At 68.0% G+C, this 15,059-nt stretch carries 16 protein-coding genes and 1 pseudogene; 10 read left to right on the top strand and 7 right to left on the bottom strand.

All coding sequences use genetic code 11. The features are described 5' to 3' along the window. Nucleotides 1-36: 36 nt before the first annotated feature. Entirely contained in the window at nucleotides 37-1,131 is a 1,095-nt protein-coding gene (locus W7S_RS09850) for a dihydrodipicolinate reductase (protein WP_014711409.1), read from the bottom strand. Between the two features lie 254 nt (nucleotides 1,132-1,385). Here W7S_RS09850 and W7S_RS27290 point away from each other — a divergent pair. The 3 genes and pseudogenes from W7S_RS27290 to W7S_RS09865 all read left to right on the top strand — a co-directional run. Further along, a pseudogene (locus W7S_RS27290) lies at nucleotides 1,386-1,505 on the top strand (LLM class flavin-dependent oxidoreductase); the annotation flags it as partial. 155 nt (nucleotides 1,506-1,660) lie between these two features. Next, on the top strand, nucleotides 1,661-2,722 hold the full coding sequence (locus tag W7S_RS09860) for a dihydrodipicolinate reductase (RefSeq protein WP_014711411.1): 1,062 nt from the start codon (nucleotides 1,661-1,663) through the stop codon (nucleotides 2,720-2,722). 45 nt (nucleotides 2,723-2,767) lie between these two features. Then, nucleotides 2,768-3,742 (top strand): LLM class flavin-dependent oxidoreductase, encoded by a 975-nt coding sequence (locus tag W7S_RS09865; RefSeq protein WP_014711412.1) that lies wholly within the window; start codon nucleotides 2,768-2,770, stop codon nucleotides 3,740-3,742. An 84-nt stretch (nucleotides 3,743-3,826) separates the two neighbouring features. On the opposite strand, the gene W7S_RS09870 is transcribed toward W7S_RS09865, so the two are convergent. Next, nucleotides 3,827-4,615 carry a spirocyclase AveC family protein gene (locus W7S_RS09870; protein WP_014711413.1) on the bottom strand — a complete coding sequence of 263 codons (789 nt, stop codon included), beginning with the start codon at nucleotides 4,613-4,615 and terminating at the stop codon, nucleotides 3,827-3,829. Nucleotides 4,616-4,811: 196 nt separating this feature from the next. Here W7S_RS09870 and W7S_RS09875 point away from each other — a divergent pair, with 196 nt between their 5' ends. Continuing rightward, nucleotides 4,812-5,474 carry a TetR/AcrR family transcriptional regulator gene (locus tag W7S_RS09875; RefSeq protein ID WP_014711414.1) on the top strand — a complete coding sequence of 221 codons (663 nt, stop codon included), beginning with the start codon at nucleotides 4,812-4,814 and terminating at the stop codon, nucleotides 5,472-5,474. Between the two features lie 37 nt (nucleotides 5,475-5,511). Continuing rightward, nucleotides 5,512-6,717, top strand: a complete 1,206-nt coding sequence (locus W7S_RS09880; protein WP_014711415.1) for a cytochrome P450 — start codon at nucleotides 5,512-5,514, stop codon at nucleotides 6,715-6,717. Nucleotides 6,718-6,729: 12 nt separating this feature from the next. On the opposite strand, the gene W7S_RS09885 is transcribed toward W7S_RS09880, so the two are convergent. Both W7S_RS09885 and W7S_RS09890 read right to left on the bottom strand, forming a co-directional pair. After that, a complete protein-coding gene (locus tag W7S_RS09885; protein WP_014711416.1) occupies nucleotides 6,730-7,719 on the bottom strand; it encodes an alpha/beta fold hydrolase in 990 nt (329 codons plus the stop codon). Between the two features lie 44 nt (nucleotides 7,720-7,763). Beyond that, nucleotides 7,764-8,276: a lipoprotein LpqH gene (locus W7S_RS09890; protein WP_036455125.1), complete on the bottom strand. Its 513-nt coding sequence runs from the start codon at nucleotides 8,274-8,276 to the stop codon at nucleotides 7,764-7,766. 74 nt (nucleotides 8,277-8,350) lie between these two features. Between W7S_RS09890 and W7S_RS09895 the strand changes: the two genes are divergently transcribed. The 3 genes from W7S_RS09895 to W7S_RS09905 are packed head-to-tail and all read left to right on the top strand — an operon-like array spanning nucleotide 8,351 to nucleotide 10,619. Beyond that, nucleotides 8,351-8,707, top strand: a complete 357-nt coding sequence (locus tag W7S_RS09895) for a helix-turn-helix transcriptional regulator (RefSeq protein WP_036455126.1) — start codon at nucleotides 8,351-8,353, stop codon at nucleotides 8,705-8,707. Next, nucleotides 8,695-10,203: an ACR3 family arsenite efflux transporter gene (gene arsB / locus W7S_RS09900; RefSeq protein WP_179945076.1), complete on the top strand. Its 1,509-nt coding sequence runs from the start codon at nucleotides 8,695-8,697 to the stop codon at nucleotides 10,201-10,203. The genes W7S_RS09895 and arsB overlap by 13 nt, the downstream gene beginning before the upstream one ends. A gap of 2 nt (nucleotides 10,204-10,205) precedes the next feature. Further along, nucleotides 10,206-10,619, top strand: coding sequence for an ArsI/CadI family heavy metal resistance metalloenzyme (locus W7S_RS09905; protein ID WP_036455596.1), 414 nt, complete (start codon nucleotides 10,206-10,208; stop codon nucleotides 10,617-10,619). On the opposite strand, the gene W7S_RS09910 is transcribed toward W7S_RS09905, so the two are convergent. Together W7S_RS09910 and W7S_RS09915 are read right to left on the bottom strand one after the other, a co-directional pair. Continuing rightward, complete coding sequence (locus tag W7S_RS09910; protein ID WP_014711420.1) at nucleotides 10,620-11,348, bottom strand: hypothetical protein; 729 nt, start codon at nucleotides 11,346-11,348, stop codon at nucleotides 10,620-10,622. It lies immediately after the preceding gene. After that, nucleotides 11,348-12,226, bottom strand: a complete 879-nt coding sequence (locus W7S_RS09915; RefSeq protein WP_014711421.1) for an LLM class F420-dependent oxidoreductase — start codon at nucleotides 12,224-12,226, stop codon at nucleotides 11,348-11,350. Before W7S_RS09915 ends, W7S_RS09910 begins: the two co-directional genes overlap by 1 nt. A 134-nt stretch (nucleotides 12,227-12,360) precedes the next feature. Between W7S_RS09915 and W7S_RS09920 the strand changes: the two genes are divergently transcribed. Both W7S_RS09920 and W7S_RS09925 read left to right on the top strand, forming a co-directional pair. Further along, on the top strand, nucleotides 12,361-12,933 hold the full coding sequence (locus W7S_RS09920) for a TetR/AcrR family transcriptional regulator C-terminal domain-containing protein (protein WP_014711422.1): 573 nt from the start codon (nucleotides 12,361-12,363) through the stop codon (nucleotides 12,931-12,933). Then, nucleotides 12,930-14,186, top strand: coding sequence for a cytochrome P450 (locus W7S_RS09925; RefSeq protein ID WP_014711423.1), 1,257 nt, complete (start codon nucleotides 12,930-12,932; stop codon nucleotides 14,184-14,186). Before W7S_RS09920 ends, W7S_RS09925 begins: the two co-directional genes overlap by 4 nt. A gap of 1 nt (nucleotide 14,187) precedes the next feature. Here the strand turns inward: W7S_RS09925 and W7S_RS09930 are convergent, their stop codons facing one another. Beyond that, nucleotides 14,188-15,036 (bottom strand): sulfurtransferase, encoded by an 849-nt coding sequence (locus W7S_RS09930; protein WP_014711424.1) that lies wholly within the window; start codon nucleotides 15,034-15,036, stop codon nucleotides 14,188-14,190. Nucleotides 15,037-15,059: the final 23 nt, after the last annotated feature.

The raw sequence follows: 15,059 nt of genomic DNA on the forward strand, positions 1-15,059 counted from the left end.
GAGCTCCTCGAAGGGATTAAAAGTCACTCGGGCAGATTATGTGGCGAACGCGTGCTTCGGAATCGTCAACGGCAGGTCGACCGAGCTGAGCAATCCCGGCTCCGCGGCAACGACATACGGCACCGCGTTGACGACGCGCATCGCGGTGGCGACCATCGCGCCCGCCCCCGAGGTCATGCCCGCGATCCCGGCCCGGCCGGGATCCCGCAGCGTCGCCGCCAGGGTGCAGTCTAGGTCGGGGTCGCCGGTGATCATGACGCGATAGGACAGGTCGCCGATCCCGATGGGCCAGTCGGGCGCGACGTCGTGGGCGAGCCGGGTGACGTGTTCGATGACGATGGCCTCGCGGCCGTCGACCACCCCGATCGCCTGCATCCGCAGCGCGCCACAGGTTCCGGCCTCGACGGTGCCCATCGCGACTTCCAGCGTCCGGTTGGTGACCGCGCGATCGAAACTCTCGCGGACTTCCTGGACTTCGACCCCGAGGGCGTCGGCGATCAACCGGATCTGGCCCTGCCATTCGCCGGCGATCGCGCCGGGAAAGCCAATCCAGGGTTGGTAGTCGAGCGGTCGGCCGAAACCCAGCGCGTCGCTCATGATGTCGGGAACGCCGTAATCGTCGTAGAGGCCGATCTCGAACGAGTGGATCTTTTCGATGACCGACGACTGGGTCGACAGCACCAGCGGCAGGTAGTCGGCGGCGAAGCCCGGCTCGATCCCGGACGCGTACAGCGATGCCTGGCCTCGCTTGGCGGCGGCGACCAGTTGGTCGCGCCACTCGGCGGGTTCGTAGGCGTGCGGGTTGACCAGCCGCGTGGTGCTGGTCGTCACGACGTTGATCCCGGCTTCGAGCAGCTTGACGTAGTCCGGGATGGCCAGCGCGTCGCGTTCCGGGCCGCTGGCCGCGTAGATGACGCAGTCGGGCTTCAGCGCGATCAGCGCGTCGGCGTCGTTGGTGGCTGCCACGCCGATCGGCTCCCCGCCGGCCAGTTCGCCCGCGTCCCTGCCGACCTTGTCGTCCGAGTGCACCCAGACGCCGGCCAGGTCCAGATTCGGGCGCCGGGCGAGGGCGCGGATGGCGATCGAGCCGATGCCTCCGATCGCCCACACCACCACGCGATGGGTCGTCATCTCGTTCCTCCTCAAGTCCATATCAGCCGCCGGTGTAAGACCAACGGCCGCCGCGGTTTTCGTGTGTTCGCGACGCGCGCGGTTGGTCCGAGCGGTCAGGTTTAAGAAAGCAGGCACTATCTTAACGAACAAATTTTAGGTTACTCTGCAGCGGTGAGGGCCGAATCCGAGTTTTTGCCGCCTCCGGGCGACGATTCGGGACCACGTTGTCGCTGTGCGGCGGGCATTTTTCGGCAGGGCGCGGGCGGGCGCTGATGTTCACGCTCAGGTTCGACATGCGCGCCCCCGGTTTCGGCGCGCCACCCGCGGATCTGTACGCGGCGGTCGTCGACATGTGCGCGTGGGCCGAGACCCCGCTGTGCGGCGGCATCGCCCCCGACGTTGCCTGGCCCTATCTCGAACGCGCCGCGGCCGCCGCCGCCCAGGCGCACGATTCAGCGGGGCCGCGAGAGTGAATTCCACGACGCCGTGGCGGCGTGTCGCGTCGCAGGATTCACCCTCGGCCGCAGGACAGGTGAGGAGCAGAGCTATGAGGGTTGTCGTGTGGTCCACCGGCGGCGTCGGCAAGGTCGCGATCGACGCCGTCCGCCGACGCCCGGATCTGGAACTCGTTGGGGTATGGGTACATTCGGCGGACAAGGTCGGTCGAGACGCCGGCGAGCTGGCCGGCGGCGACCCGCTCGGCGTGACGGCCACCGACGACGCCGACGCCCTGATCGCCCTGGCACCGGACTGCGTGGTGTATGCGGCCAGCGGGCCCGAGCGCGACGGGGTGGCGGTGCCCGACTACGTGCGGCTGCTGAAGGCCGGCATCAACGTCGTGTCGACGTCGTCGACCAGCCTGGTGCACCCCCCGTCGTATTTCGCCCCGGACTGGCGCGACCAGCTCGAGGCGGCGGCCACCGCCGGCGGCGCCTCGTTCTACGTGTCGGGCATCTTTCCCGGCTTCGCCTCCGATCAGCTCGTGCTGCTCATGACGACGCAGTCGAAGCGCATCCGCACCATCACGGCCAGCGAGGTCGCGCTCAACGACCACTACCCGGTAGCCGACGTGATGATGAACGGGATGGGATTCGGCCACCCGCTAGATTTCCAGCCGATGCTCGCCACCCCCGGCTTCATCGAAATGGCTTGGCAGGCACCGATATACCTGATCGCCGGCGGCCTCGGGGTCGAGGTGGACGAGGTGCGCGGCTCCCTGGACCGACGGCTGACCGACCGCGACATCGAGGTGGCATTCGGCACCATCAAGGCGGGCACCACCGGCGCCGTGCGGACCCGGGCGGCGGGCGTGGTGAACGGTCGCGAGGCCATCGTGATCGAACACGTCATCCGGATGGCCCGCGACGTCGCACCCGATTGGCCGACCTCGGAGTCCGACGCCACCTATCGGGTCGACATCGACGGCGATCCCGACGTCCACTGCGAGATGAGGATGGGGGAGGCCGCAGGCCACGGCGCCGGGCACGCCGCCATGGCGTCGACGGCGATGCGGGTCGTCAACGCGATCCCGTACGTGGTCACCGCACCCGCGGGCCTGCTGAGCTCGCTGGACATTCCCATGACGCTGCCGCTTTACGCCTTCGAGTGAAGGTGTAACGTGCATCACCAAGATTAGGCCACCTAGGAGTCTGCCGTGTACACACTGCGCTTCGACATGCGCGATCCCGAATGGGCCGCGGCCCCAACCGATCTGTACGCCGCGGCGCCCGAAATGGCCGCCTGGGCCGAGGAGCACGGCGGTCTTGCCGCCGTGCTGTGTGAGCACCACGGCTCCGAGGACGGGTATTTGCCTTCACCGTTCTTGCTGGCCTCCGCGGTGGCGGCGCGCACCCAGCGCCTGGCGCTGAGCCTGATCCTGATCCTGCCGTTCTACGAAACCGTGCGCCTCGCCGAGGACATGGCGGTCCTCGACATCATCAGCAACGGGCGGGCGTCGTACATCTTGGCGCTGGGGTACCGGCCGGAGGAGTTCGAGCACTTCGGCGTGCCCATCAAGAAGCGCGGTCGCGTCTGCGACGAGAAACTCGCGCTGCTGCGGCGACTGCTCGCCGGTGAAACCGTGATCGAGGACGGGCGGCGGATCACCGTGACGCCGCGCCCGCTGACCCCCGGCGGTCCCGGACTGATGTGGGGTGGGGGAACCCTGGCGGCGGCCCGCCGGGCCGGCAGGTACGGCTTGGGCATGCTGGGCAACGCCAACGCGCCGGGCATCCGGGAGGCCTACGAGGAGGCCTGCCGCGAGCACGGCCACACGCCGGGCCCTACCATGTTTCCCGACCGCAACACCCCGTCGGTCGTGTTCGTCGCCGACGACGTCGATCGGGCGTGGAAAGAGCTCGGCGACCACCTGCTGCACGACGTGCGGACCTACGCCGCGTGGAACCCCGGCGACGAGACGACGGCCGGCTTCTCGCACGTGAACACCGTCGACGAGCTGCGCGAGACCGGAACGTCGCACGTCATCATCTCTGTCCCCGAGGCGGTTTCGCGGGTGAAGGCCGGTCAGGTGCTCAACCTGTCGCCGCTGTGCGGCGGGTTGCCACCGGAGATCGCGTGGCCCTATCTCAAGCGGGTGGGCGAGGTCGTGCTCCCGGAGGCTCTGTCGTAATTTTCCGTCGTAATTCTTCCGTGCCGAGCGTCGAGTTGTGGCGCGAAATGGTCGCGATTCCGCGCCACAACTCCACGTTCGTCGCTAGCGCGGTTGGTTCGGGACGCCCGGGAACAGCTCGCCCGCCGGCGGCTCGGTGGTCACCCAGCCGCCCAGCTTGGTCGCCAGGTGGGGCGCGAAAACGGCGCCGTAGAGGACGTTTCCGATGACGACCACGGCGACGACGGACAGGATCGAGGAGGTGACGCGGTTCTTCGACCTGTTCTGCGCCCACATCTCGATGACGTTGCGCCCGTGGGCGTCGGTTCGGCCCAGCAGGTAGGTGAAGAGCATCATCTGGATGCCCATCGCCAGCGAGTCGTAGAGCGGGTACTGATGCAGGGTCCCCTCACGGATCGCGAGCCCGGGAATCACGCGGCCGTAGTAGAACACGCCGAGCTTGGCGCCCAGGAACCCGTTGAAGAACAGCGCCCAGCAGAAGCCGACGATGAGTCCGACCACCAACAGCGTCTGTGGTCTGCGCCAGTTGAACCGGGTGGCCACCCATCGGCCCAGGGCCGCGCCGGTCACGGCCGGCAGCACGAAGTAGGAGATGTAGCCGACGGGAACGAACAGCGGTAGCCCGCCCCACGTCATGTTCAGCGGCCACCACGACGGCATCCGGGGGATGGCCGGCGGGAACTGCGCGTACATCGCCCAGTCGTAGGGGGCCTCGATCCACGAGAACGACATCGCCGAGATGCACAGCAGCAGAAGGGGGTGCACGCGCCGCTGGCGCACGCTCAGATAGATCCCGAGGGCGGTGAACGTGATGCCCCCGACGAGCGCGAAATCGCTGGCCGCCTGCATCACCGGCGTCATCTGGGAGCTCACCGGTCGGCCCCTTGACTCCGGCGTGCCTGCGGGTCGAAGCGCAGCACCAGCCCGAAGATCACAACGATCAAGCCGAACAGCGTGCCCAGCATGATGACAGCGCCCACAGTCGCAATCCCTTCCGATTCGAGCTCGACTGATTAGATAGTGCCTACTATCCTAAAGGGAGTCAACCATCAGGTGAGGAGGCAGTGACGTGGCCCAGCGGTCGTCCGGCACGAAACGCGGCGCGGCGGAGGCGTCGGCCTCGGTGCGCCGGCCCCGCGGCGCCCCGCGCAAGCTGCTGCTCGACACCGCCCGGGCCCGCTTCGCCCGCCAGGACTACCGCAGCACGACGACGCGCGAAATCGCCCAGGCCGCAGGCGTTACCGAGCATCTGTTGTTTCGCCACTTCGGCTCCAAGGCGGCGTTGTTCCGTGAGGCGCTCGTCCTGCCCTTCACCGATTTCGTCGAGGAGTTCCGCCAGACTTGGCAGTCGGTCGTCCCGGAGGAGACCGACGAGGAGGAGTTGGCGCGCCGGTTCGTCGGGCAGCTCTACGACGTGTTCGTCGAGCATCAGGGCCTGCTGTTGACCCTGATGGCATCCGAGGCGCTGTCCGAGGAGGAAAAGGCCGACGCCGGCATCGCCGAGATCCGGCAGGCCGTCACGGCGCTGGGGCAGATCAGCGCCGAGGGCATGCACCTGCGCGGGCTGCGCTCGGACCATCCCGACCTCCCCGCCCACTCGACGGTCGCGATGATCGCCGGCATGGCGGCGTTGCGCTCGACCTACTTCGGCGCCGAGCCGCCGCCGAGGGAGACCATCGTCGACGAACTCATCCAGGCCATCTTGCACGGCTTCCTGCACAGGAACGGCTGAGCTTTCGAAAGACCGCTCTACTCAGAGGAATTGGTTCATGACAGACACCAGCGCGATCGAGTTGTACTACGACCCCTTCGACTCCGTCATCGACGACGACCCCTACCCGGTGTGGAAGCGGATGCGCGAAGAAGCGCCGCTGTACTACAACGAGAAGTACAACTTCTACGCGCTGAGCCGCTACGAAGACGTGGCGCGCGAACTGCCCAACTGGCAGACCTACCGATCCGGCCGGGGCACCACCGCCGACATCCTGTTCGCCAATATCGAAGTGCCGCCCGGCATTCTGCTGTTCGAGGACCCCCCGCTGCACGATCTGCACCGCCGCCTGCTCTCGCGTGTTTTCACGCCCCGGCGCATGCTGGCCGTCGAAGACCTGGTGCGTGGGTTCTGCGTCCGCGAGCTTGACCCGCTCGTCGGCGCCGGGGGCTTCGACTTCATCGCCGACCTCGGGGCGATGATGCCGATGCGGACCATCGGCTACCTGTTGGGCATCCCGGAGGCCGATCAGGAAAAGATCCGCGACCGCAGCGTCGCCAACATCGAACTGTCCACGGACAGCGACCCCGCCGCGGTCGACGCGAACATCTTCGCGAACTCCATTGCCCTGTTCGCCGAGTACATCGAATGGCGGGCCAGCCATCCGTCCGACGACCTGATGACCGAGCTGCTGCGGGCCGAGATCGACGAGCCCGACGGCACCCGGCGCCCGCTGTCGCGCACCGAGGTGCTGGCCTACACCGCCATGATCGCCGGCGCCGGCAACGAGACGACGGCCCGGCTCATCGGTTTCATGGGACAGCTGCTGTCGGACCATCCCGAGCAGCGCCGCGAGCTCGTCGCCGACCCGTCCCTCATCCCCGGGGCGATCGAGGAGACGCTGCGCTTCGAACCCCCGTCGCCGGTGCAGGCGCGCTACGTGGCCCGGGACGCCGAGCAGTACGGCCGTGTCGTCCCCGAGGGGTCGTTCATGTTGCTGCTCAACGGTTCCGCCAACCGCGACCCCCGGCGGTTCGCCGATCCGGACCGCTACGACATCCACCGGCAGGCGGGCGGCCACCTCAGCTTCGGGCAGGGCCTGCATTTTTGCCTGGGCTCGGCGCTGGCCCGGATGGAGGCGCGGGTGGCCTTCGAGGAGGTGCTCAAGCGCTGGCCGGACTGGGAGGTCGACTACGCCAACGCCGAGCGCGCGCACACCGCGAGCGTGCGCGGATGGGCACTCCTTCCGGTGGTCACTCGCTGAGCCGGGGCACCGCTAGGGCTCGCTCTGGTCCACTAACACCGCACCGTCGGGCCGGTTTCCCAGCGTCTGCAACGGGATGTCCCCGCCTTCGGCGGTGAGGCGCACGATCTGCGCCAGCTGTCCCGGGGCGTCGCACTGCAGATAATGGTCGGCGCCCGGCACCGCCCAGTAGCGATTGCGGCCCGGCTTGTTCTTCAGATAGGTCTGCCAGACATGGTTGGGAACCCGCAACGGGGCCACGTTGTCGTGGAGGCCCCACACCACCGTGGTGTTGACGTCGCTCGTGGAAAGCGCCTCCAGCCAACCGGTTTCGTCGGCGGCACGCTCGTGGAGGTATTGAATGGTGTCGGGCAGCACGCGGATTCCGTCATTGTGGGCGAAACACTTGGCCAGCGCGGCGATCTCCGGATCGTCCAATGTCCGCCGCGGCATGAACGTGCTGGCGCCCAGACCGGCCGCCAGCATCTCCGGCGTCGTCGCCGCCGCGGTCGCGCGCCCTGTCCCGGCATCGAGCAGCGCGGTCTGGAACGCGGTGAGGTTCGAAAGGGGAAGGTAGATATTGGCATTCGTCACGATCAGGTCGGCGGGCAGCGCAGGCGGATCAAGGGCTGACAGGATGCCCAACGCGATCATGCCGACGCTGCTGCCGCGGTCGTGGGTGAGCATGCGATAGTCGGTGAGCTGCCACGCCTCGGTGATGGCGTAGACCAGCAGCCGCGCGTCGTCGTACAGCGAGTACACATACGGCTCGGGCGGTTTGTCGGACAGGCCGTAGCCGGGAAAGTCGAGCAGGTAGATGTCGAACTCCGCGCTCAGTTCGGCCGTCAGCGCGAAGTAGTCGATGCTCGACGTCGGAAAGCCGTGCACCAGCACCAGCGCCGGCGCGCAGGGCGTGCCGCAACGGCGGCTGAAGATCGCGACTTCTCTGGCCTCGTTGGCCGCGGTGGTCGACCGCCAACGAAGTTCGGTGCCGCCGTTTTGCCACTGCGCGAAGATGTCCAAGCTGTCAGCCTCCCAGAGGGGGCCGCGGCAGACAACCACGGCGGCTAGGGGCAGGTCACGTGGATCCCGAACCTCACGTCGCGCACGCCGCTTTGCCCGGGTGTGGTCGCCTGGCCCGTTCCGGTGATCGTGTAGCCCTTGCCGTCCTTGGTCGCCTGGACCTGCGTCGGCGAATTGGTCCCCTGATAGGGCAGCTGATATTGGCCGTTGGGCAGTTTGAGTGAAATCGCGAACCCGTCGACGGTGGGGGGCCGTTCGTCCGAGACGGCCAGCGACACCGACGCCGCGTCGTCGTGCACGCTGATGCGGGTCGTGAGATCCCCCGATTCCGGCGGCGACGCATTCGGCTGGGCCGCCGAGCTCGTGCAGTCGACCGCGGCGATGAGCGTGTGCTTATTCCCATCGATCATCACGGTCGTGCTCGTCAAAGCCGGTGTCGAACTGGGGGGACTCGCCGGGTGACTCTCCTTGCCCGAACAGGCCGGCAGGCTCGCCCCCAGCGCCAGCGCGCCGAGCGCGGCACCCGCACGAACGATCCACGGCCGAGGGTGTGTCATATCGGTCCTCCGCTAGACGGTCATGAGGACTATAGAACCTTGCCTTCTGATTCGATATGCGTTTATATAGATGGATGTCGAATCAATCCACGGCGTGTTGCCCGGCGTTGGGGATGGCCGCGCTGGCCGAGCCGCAGGCCGCGGAACTGGCGGCGATGTTCAAGGCGCTCAGCGATCCGGTGCGGTTGCGGCTGTTGAGCCTGGTCGCCAGCCACCCGGGCGGTCAGGCCTGTGTTTGCGAAATCTCCCCGACGTTCGACGTGTCGCAGCCGACGATCTCCCATCACCTGAAAACGCTGCGGTCGGCGGGGCTCTTGGATTGCGAACGGCGCGGCACGTGGGTGTACTACTGGGTGGTTCCCGAAGCGCTGCAACAGCTTTCGTCGGTGTTGCACGTCGACGCCCTGTCGGGCGCGGGATGCGGCTCATGAACGAGGCGGTGAGCGCGCGGCTTTCGACGCTGGATCGATTCCTGCCGGGATGGATCGCAATGGCGATGGTCGCCGGCCTGCTGCTGGGCCGGCTTGTCCCGGGCCTGGGCGGGGCGGTGAGCGCCGTTCAGGTGGACGGGATTTCGCTGCCCATCGCGATCGGGCTGCTGGTGATGATGTATCCGGTCCTGGCCAAAGTTCGGTACGACCAGCTGGATACCGTGACCGCGGACCGCAAACTGATGGCGACGTCGCTGGCGTTGAACTGGTTGGTCGGACCCGCCGTCATGTTCGCGCTGGCCTGGCTCCTGCTGCCGGATCTACCGGAGTACCGCACCGGGCTGATCATCGTGGGGCTGGCGCGTTGCATCGCCATGGTAATCATCTGGAACGACCTCGCCCGCGGGGACCGCGAGGCCGCGGCGGTTCTGGTCGCGCTGAATTCGATCTTCCAGGTCGTCATGTTCGCCGCCCTGGGCTGGTTCTATCTGTCCGTGCTCCCGGGGTGGCTGGGGCTGAGCACGACCGGCATCGACGTATCCGCTTGGCAGATAGCCAAATCGGTGTTCATCTTCCTGGGGCTGCCCCTGATGGCCGGGTACCTGTCGCGCCGCCTCGGCGAACGCGCCAGGGGCCGCGGCTGGTACGAAAGCCGTTTCCTGCCCCGGATCGGGCCGTGGGCGTTGTATGGGTTGCTGTTCACCATCGTCATTCTCTTCGCACTGCAAGGTCACCAAATCACGTCCCGGCCTTGGGATGTCGCCCGGATCGCGCTGCCGCTGCTGGCGTACTTCGCGATCATGTGGGCGGGCGGATACGCGCTCGGGGTGCTGCTGCGGCTCGGCTATGCGCGCACCACCACCCTGGCGTTCACCGCCGCCGGCAACAACTTCGAGCTCGCGATAGCCGTGGCGATCGCGACCTACGGCGCCGCCTCGGGTCAGGCGCTGGCCGGCGTCGTGGGACCCCTAATCGAAGTTCCGATCCTGGTCGCATTGGTTTATGTTTCCCTGGCCTTGCGGCCCCGGCTCTTTGGTGCGGCCGACAGTTCCCGGTCGAGCGCCGACAGGCCCAGCGTGCTGTTCGTCTGCGTGCATAACGCCGGTCGTTCCCAGATGGCCGCCGCACTGCTGCGCCACCTGGCCGGCGAGCGCATCGACGTCCGTTCCGCCGGAACCGAACCCGCCGACCAGATCCATCCCGCGGCGGTGGCCGTGATGGCCGAATGGGGCATCGATATCACCGACGTCCCGAAAGCGCTCGACGCCGGCGTGGTGCGGACGAGCGACGTCGTCATCACCATGGGCTGCGGTGACACCTGCCCGTTCTTCCCGGGCGTCTCGTACCGCGATTGGCCCCTGCGCGACCCCGCCGGTCAGCCGGTCGAGACGGTGCGGGAAATCCGCGAGGACATCGCCGAGCATGTCTATGCCCTCATCCGGGAGCTGCTCGGGATCACGATGACGATCGATGTGCCCGCCACGAAAGGACAGTGATCATGTCGCGCATCCAACTCGCCCTCAACGTCGACGACCTCGACGAGGCGATCACGTTCTACACCAGACTCTTTGATGTCGAGCCGGCCAAGGTCAAGCCCGGCTACGCGAACTTCGTCGTCGCCGACCCGCCGCTCAAACTGGTGCTGCTGGAAAACGCCGGCCAGGGCGGCACCCTCAACCATCTCGGCGTCGAGGTTCCCACCAGCGACGCCGTGCTCACCGAAAACAGACGCCTCGCGCAGGCGGGTCTGCTCACCGACGAAGAGGTCGACTCGACCTGTTGCTATGCCACCCAAGACAAGGTGTGGGTGAGCGGCCCGGGCGGTGAACGTTGGGAGATCTACACGGTGAAGGCCGACTCCGAGACGTTCGGGCCGGCCGACGAATCGCAGTCCACCTGCTGCGCCTCGTAGCTACGGCCAGGCCTCCCAGGCGATCATGCTGCGCAGCGGCCCGGCGAACACCGGCCGCACAGCCGTTGAGCGCCAACGTTCTTCGATGAGGGGGGCCAGGGCTGCCACGGTGGTGAGCGGATCCTCATCGAGGTAGACGACGCTGATGTACTGGTGTTCGGTGCGCCACCCCCGGGGCAAGTGGCTCCACCCGCCGCTGGATCCGAATGTCCAGGCGCCGGCCGTGCCCGGGATGGCGAGCAGCGCCGGATAGTGCTCGGCGTGCAGCCATTGCAGCCATTCGTCCGGGCGGCCGTCGGTGGGTTCCTCGACGATCAGCACGATGCCGCGGTGCGGGCGAAACGGCACCACCTCGGGAGAGATCAGCGCGTGCGGCGAGGACCGCCACTGCAGCAGGCGCAAGCCCGCCACTTGCAGCGACGGCCGCACGACGGGAAAGCGGCCGTTGTCGCGCAACGCGCGGCCGAGGGTGACGAACTCGTCGAAGGTCTCTTCGACCGGGCCGGTGACCAAATAGTGCACCACGTTGCCGATTTCGCCCAACGGTCCGTGGGCGGCCAGGCGATGGTCGGTGTAGTCGCCGTCGGCGATCCAGCGCAATCCATGCACGATGCCCGGCAGCTGAAATTGCTCGGGCATGTGATCAAGCAGGTGCCAACGCAGATAGCTGCCGTCATCGTCGGGCGGCGCCGCGGCGGTGAGGCTGAATATGCCTGCCTTGACGCGCATTACGTGCCACCGCCGGACGGGGGATGGAGCTCGGCGAGGGCCTGCAGGTTCTCCAGGTAATGGGGCAGCGAGGTGTGCCGGAACGCGGCGCTGACGATGGTGGCGCCGTGCGCGGCGGTTTCGCCCACGAGGTCGCGGGTCCGTTCCGGTGCACCGATCGGGTCCAGCAACGCGGGCGTGGGCAGGATGACGTCGAAACCAGGCCCGAAGTCGAAGCGGCACAGCCAGTCTCGCGCCTGGCGCAGGCTCACGTTGAACGGCGCCCAGCCGTCGGCCAGCGTTGCGGCCCGGCGCAGTGAGCGCAGCGTTTGCCCACCGATCCAGAGGGGGACGCGGTCTTGGACCGCGCACGGGTCGACGACCATGCCGCCGAAGGAGTAGAACTCGCCGTGGTATTCGGGTTCGGGCGTTGACAGCGCGGCGCGCAGGGCCCGCAGCGCGTCGTCCGCGCGCCGGCCGCGGTCGTCGTAGGGCGCGCCGAGCAGGTCGAATTCTTCTTTGAGGCTGCCGACGCCGACCCCCAGGATCAGCCTGCCGCCGCTGATCCGGTCCAGGGTGCCGTAGCGTTTGGCGATCTCGAGCGGATGGTGGTAGCCGAGCACCAGCACGTTGGTGGCCAACCGAATTCGTCGCGTGCGCGCGGCCAGGTAGCCGAAGGTCGCCAGCGGGTCCCAGTAGCGGGTGCCGCGGCGGCCCGTCTCGGTCGCCGGCAGGGCGACGTGCTCGCTGCAGGTCAGGTGGTGGTAGCCGAGTCGGTCGGCGGCCTCGGCGATCCGCGCCAGGTCCTCGACGGTGGCGTTCTTCTCCCAGTCACCGGCGCTGTGGGGAAACATCGTCACGACCGGGGTGGCGACCGACAGTTTGGCGTGACCGCTCATCGGTGCACGCATCCTCCGGCGTCGACGGGGATGCATAACGGGATCTTCCCAGGATGATTCATGCCGGGGTAGATTCTAACAGTGCTCGAATCTGGCTCGAGTCGAACCGCCGCCGCGGGTGAGCGGGTGTCGCGGTGACGGCCGCGGTGCGCCGGCCCTATGGCGAACTCGACCGCGCCCGCGTGGTGACCTCGTTGCGCGACCTGGCCCGCCGCGTCGGCGTGCAGGGCGTGACGATGCGCGAGCTGGCTGCCGAACTCGGCGCCGCGGTGCCCTCGGTCTACTACCACGTGCCGGGCAAGCGGGCCGCCCTGGACCTGCTCGCCGAATCGGTGCTGGCCGAGATCCCGGTTGTCGAGACCGGGTCCTGGGACACCCGGCTGGCCGAACTCTATTGTGCGGCCCGTGAAGTGATCCTGTCGGTGCCGGGCATCGCGGGTGTCCTGCAAACGGGCGGCGGAGGCGACTCCGCCCGTCGGCTCGATAAGCTCAGCCGTACGTTGCTCGCCGAGGCGGGCGTCACCAAACCGGTTGCGGCGGCGGCACACTCGGTGCTGTACACCTACCTGTTGGGTTCGGTGAGCCTGCAGGAGACGCGGCCCGCGCAACGGTCCAAGCGCCAGGCCGCCAACCAGTTTCGCGCCGGCCTCGAAGTGATCATCGCCGGGATCGGGGCCTCGCTACCGGAAGGATCGGCGCCGTCGTGAGCATTGCCAAACCCACGCTGGTGAAATCCCTGGTCCCGCAGAACCTGGACACCGCCGCCGACCGCGACGCGGCCGCCGTGCTGGATCCCGACACCTTCGTCACCGGCGCACCGTACGACGCGATGACGAGGCTGCGCGCCACCTCGCCGGTGCACGCGGTGCAGCTGCCCGGGCTGCCCAGGGCATGGCTGTTGACCAAACACGCCGACGTGCGCCTGGTCAGCCGCGGCACCGACACCTTCACCAGCAGCAAGGGCAACACACTGGTGGAGGCCGAAGCCGGGCCGAACTCGGCGATGCTGCCCGGCATCGATCCGCCCCGTCACGTCCACTTCCGAAAGCTGATCAACCAGGGCTTCACCGTCCGCAACGTGCAGCGGCTGGAGCCGAAAATGCGGCAGGTGGCGCGCGGCATCGTTGCCGCCATCACCGACAAGCGCGAATTCGACGCCGTGACAGACATTTCCGCCGAGATGTCACTGCAGGTGATCGCCGACGTCCTCGGCGTTCCGGCCGAGGACCGGATGGACGTCTTCCGCTGGAGCAACGCCATTGGAAGCCTGGGCATCGAGGATCCCGACTACGCCCCCACGCCGGAAGCGCTGGGCCAGGCCGCGGCTGAAATGTTCGCCTATTGCGGGGAATTGGTGGACCATCGCCGCAAGCACGGCCTCACCGACGACATCTTGTCGGCGCTGCTCGCCGCGGAGGTCGACGGCGAAAAGCTCAACCGCGACCAGCTCAACGAGTTCTTCCTATTGCTGGCCATCGCCGGCAACGAAACGACCCGCAACACGCTGAGCCACGGCATCTTGGCGCTCGCCGAGCACCCCGAGCAACAGGCGCTGCTCGCCCGCGATCCCGCGGCCATCAAGCCCGCGGTGGAAGAGCTGTTGCGCTGGGCGACCCCGGTGATGCACTTCCGGCGCACCGTGACCCGCGACGTCGAGATCCGCGGGCAGCGAATTCCTTCCGGCGACTGGGTGCTGATGCACTACCTGTCCGCCAACCGCGACGCGGAGGTCTTCGACCGGCCGGACCAGTTCGACGTCACCCGCCCCGACGCCGGCCACGCCGCGTTCGGGGGCGGGGGAGTGCACTTCTGCCTCGGCGCACAACTGGCCCGGCTCGAACTGTGCGTCATGCTCGAAGAACTTTATGCGAACGTGCCCGGCCTGGCCGTCACCGGACCGCCGGACCGGCTGCGCTCGTCGTTCTTCCACGGCATCAAAAGACTGCCGTGCACAACGTGATTCAGCCGCGTTCCACCGGGCGAGACGGATCCGAACTCCACTCCGACCACGACCCGGGATACAAGGCGGCCTCCCGGTCCAGCGCGGCGAGCGCCGCGATCGCGACCGTGGCGGTGACGCCCGAGCCGCAGTAGGCGCCCACCGTGTCGTGACGTTCGATCCCGCGATCGGACAACAATCGGGCGACCGAGTCGTCGTCGAGGAAGGTGCCGTCGGCCGCCAAGACGGCGACACTGGGAAGGTTCTTGGCGCCGGGAATGTGGCCCGCGGCGGCGTCGAGCGGTTCCACGTCGCCGCGGTAGCGCTCCGGCGCTCGCGCATCGAGCAGCGGCACCGAGCCCTCGGCAACCCGCTCGGCCGTCAGCGTCGGACGGCTTCCGGCATACAGATCATCGTGCGCCACAGCCACATTGCCGGGCGCCGGTTCGACGGGGCCGGTCTCGAGGCCGAAGCCGGCCGCGCGCCACGCGGCCAAACCGCCGTCGAGGATGCGGACGTTGTCCAGTCCGGCCGCGGTCAGCACCCACCATGCGCGCGCGGAACCGGCCCGATTCCAGTCGTCGTAGGTCACCACCAGCGCGTCCTGCCGGACTCCCCAGCGGCGCGCGGCGGCCTCCAGGTCGCGTCCCGACGGCAGGGGATGACGGCCCCGTCCGGAAATCGCGTGGTCGCTGAGTTCGTCCTCGAGCGAGACGTACACCGCACCCGGTATGTGTCCCTCCAGGTACGCCGCGCGCCCGTCGGTTTCGTCGATCCTCCACCGCACGTCCAGGACGCTCACCGGATCGCCGGCCTCGATGACGCCAGCCAACTCGGCGGCGCCGATCAACACCCGATCGCGTGCTTGCACTGGCCCTCCTCGTCGTCTCCGTC

This window comes from Mycobacterium sp. MOTT36Y (assembly GCF_000262165.1).
GTDB classification, from domain to species: Bacteria; Actinomycetota; Actinomycetes; order Mycobacteriales; family Mycobacteriaceae; genus Mycobacterium; species Mycobacterium intracellulare.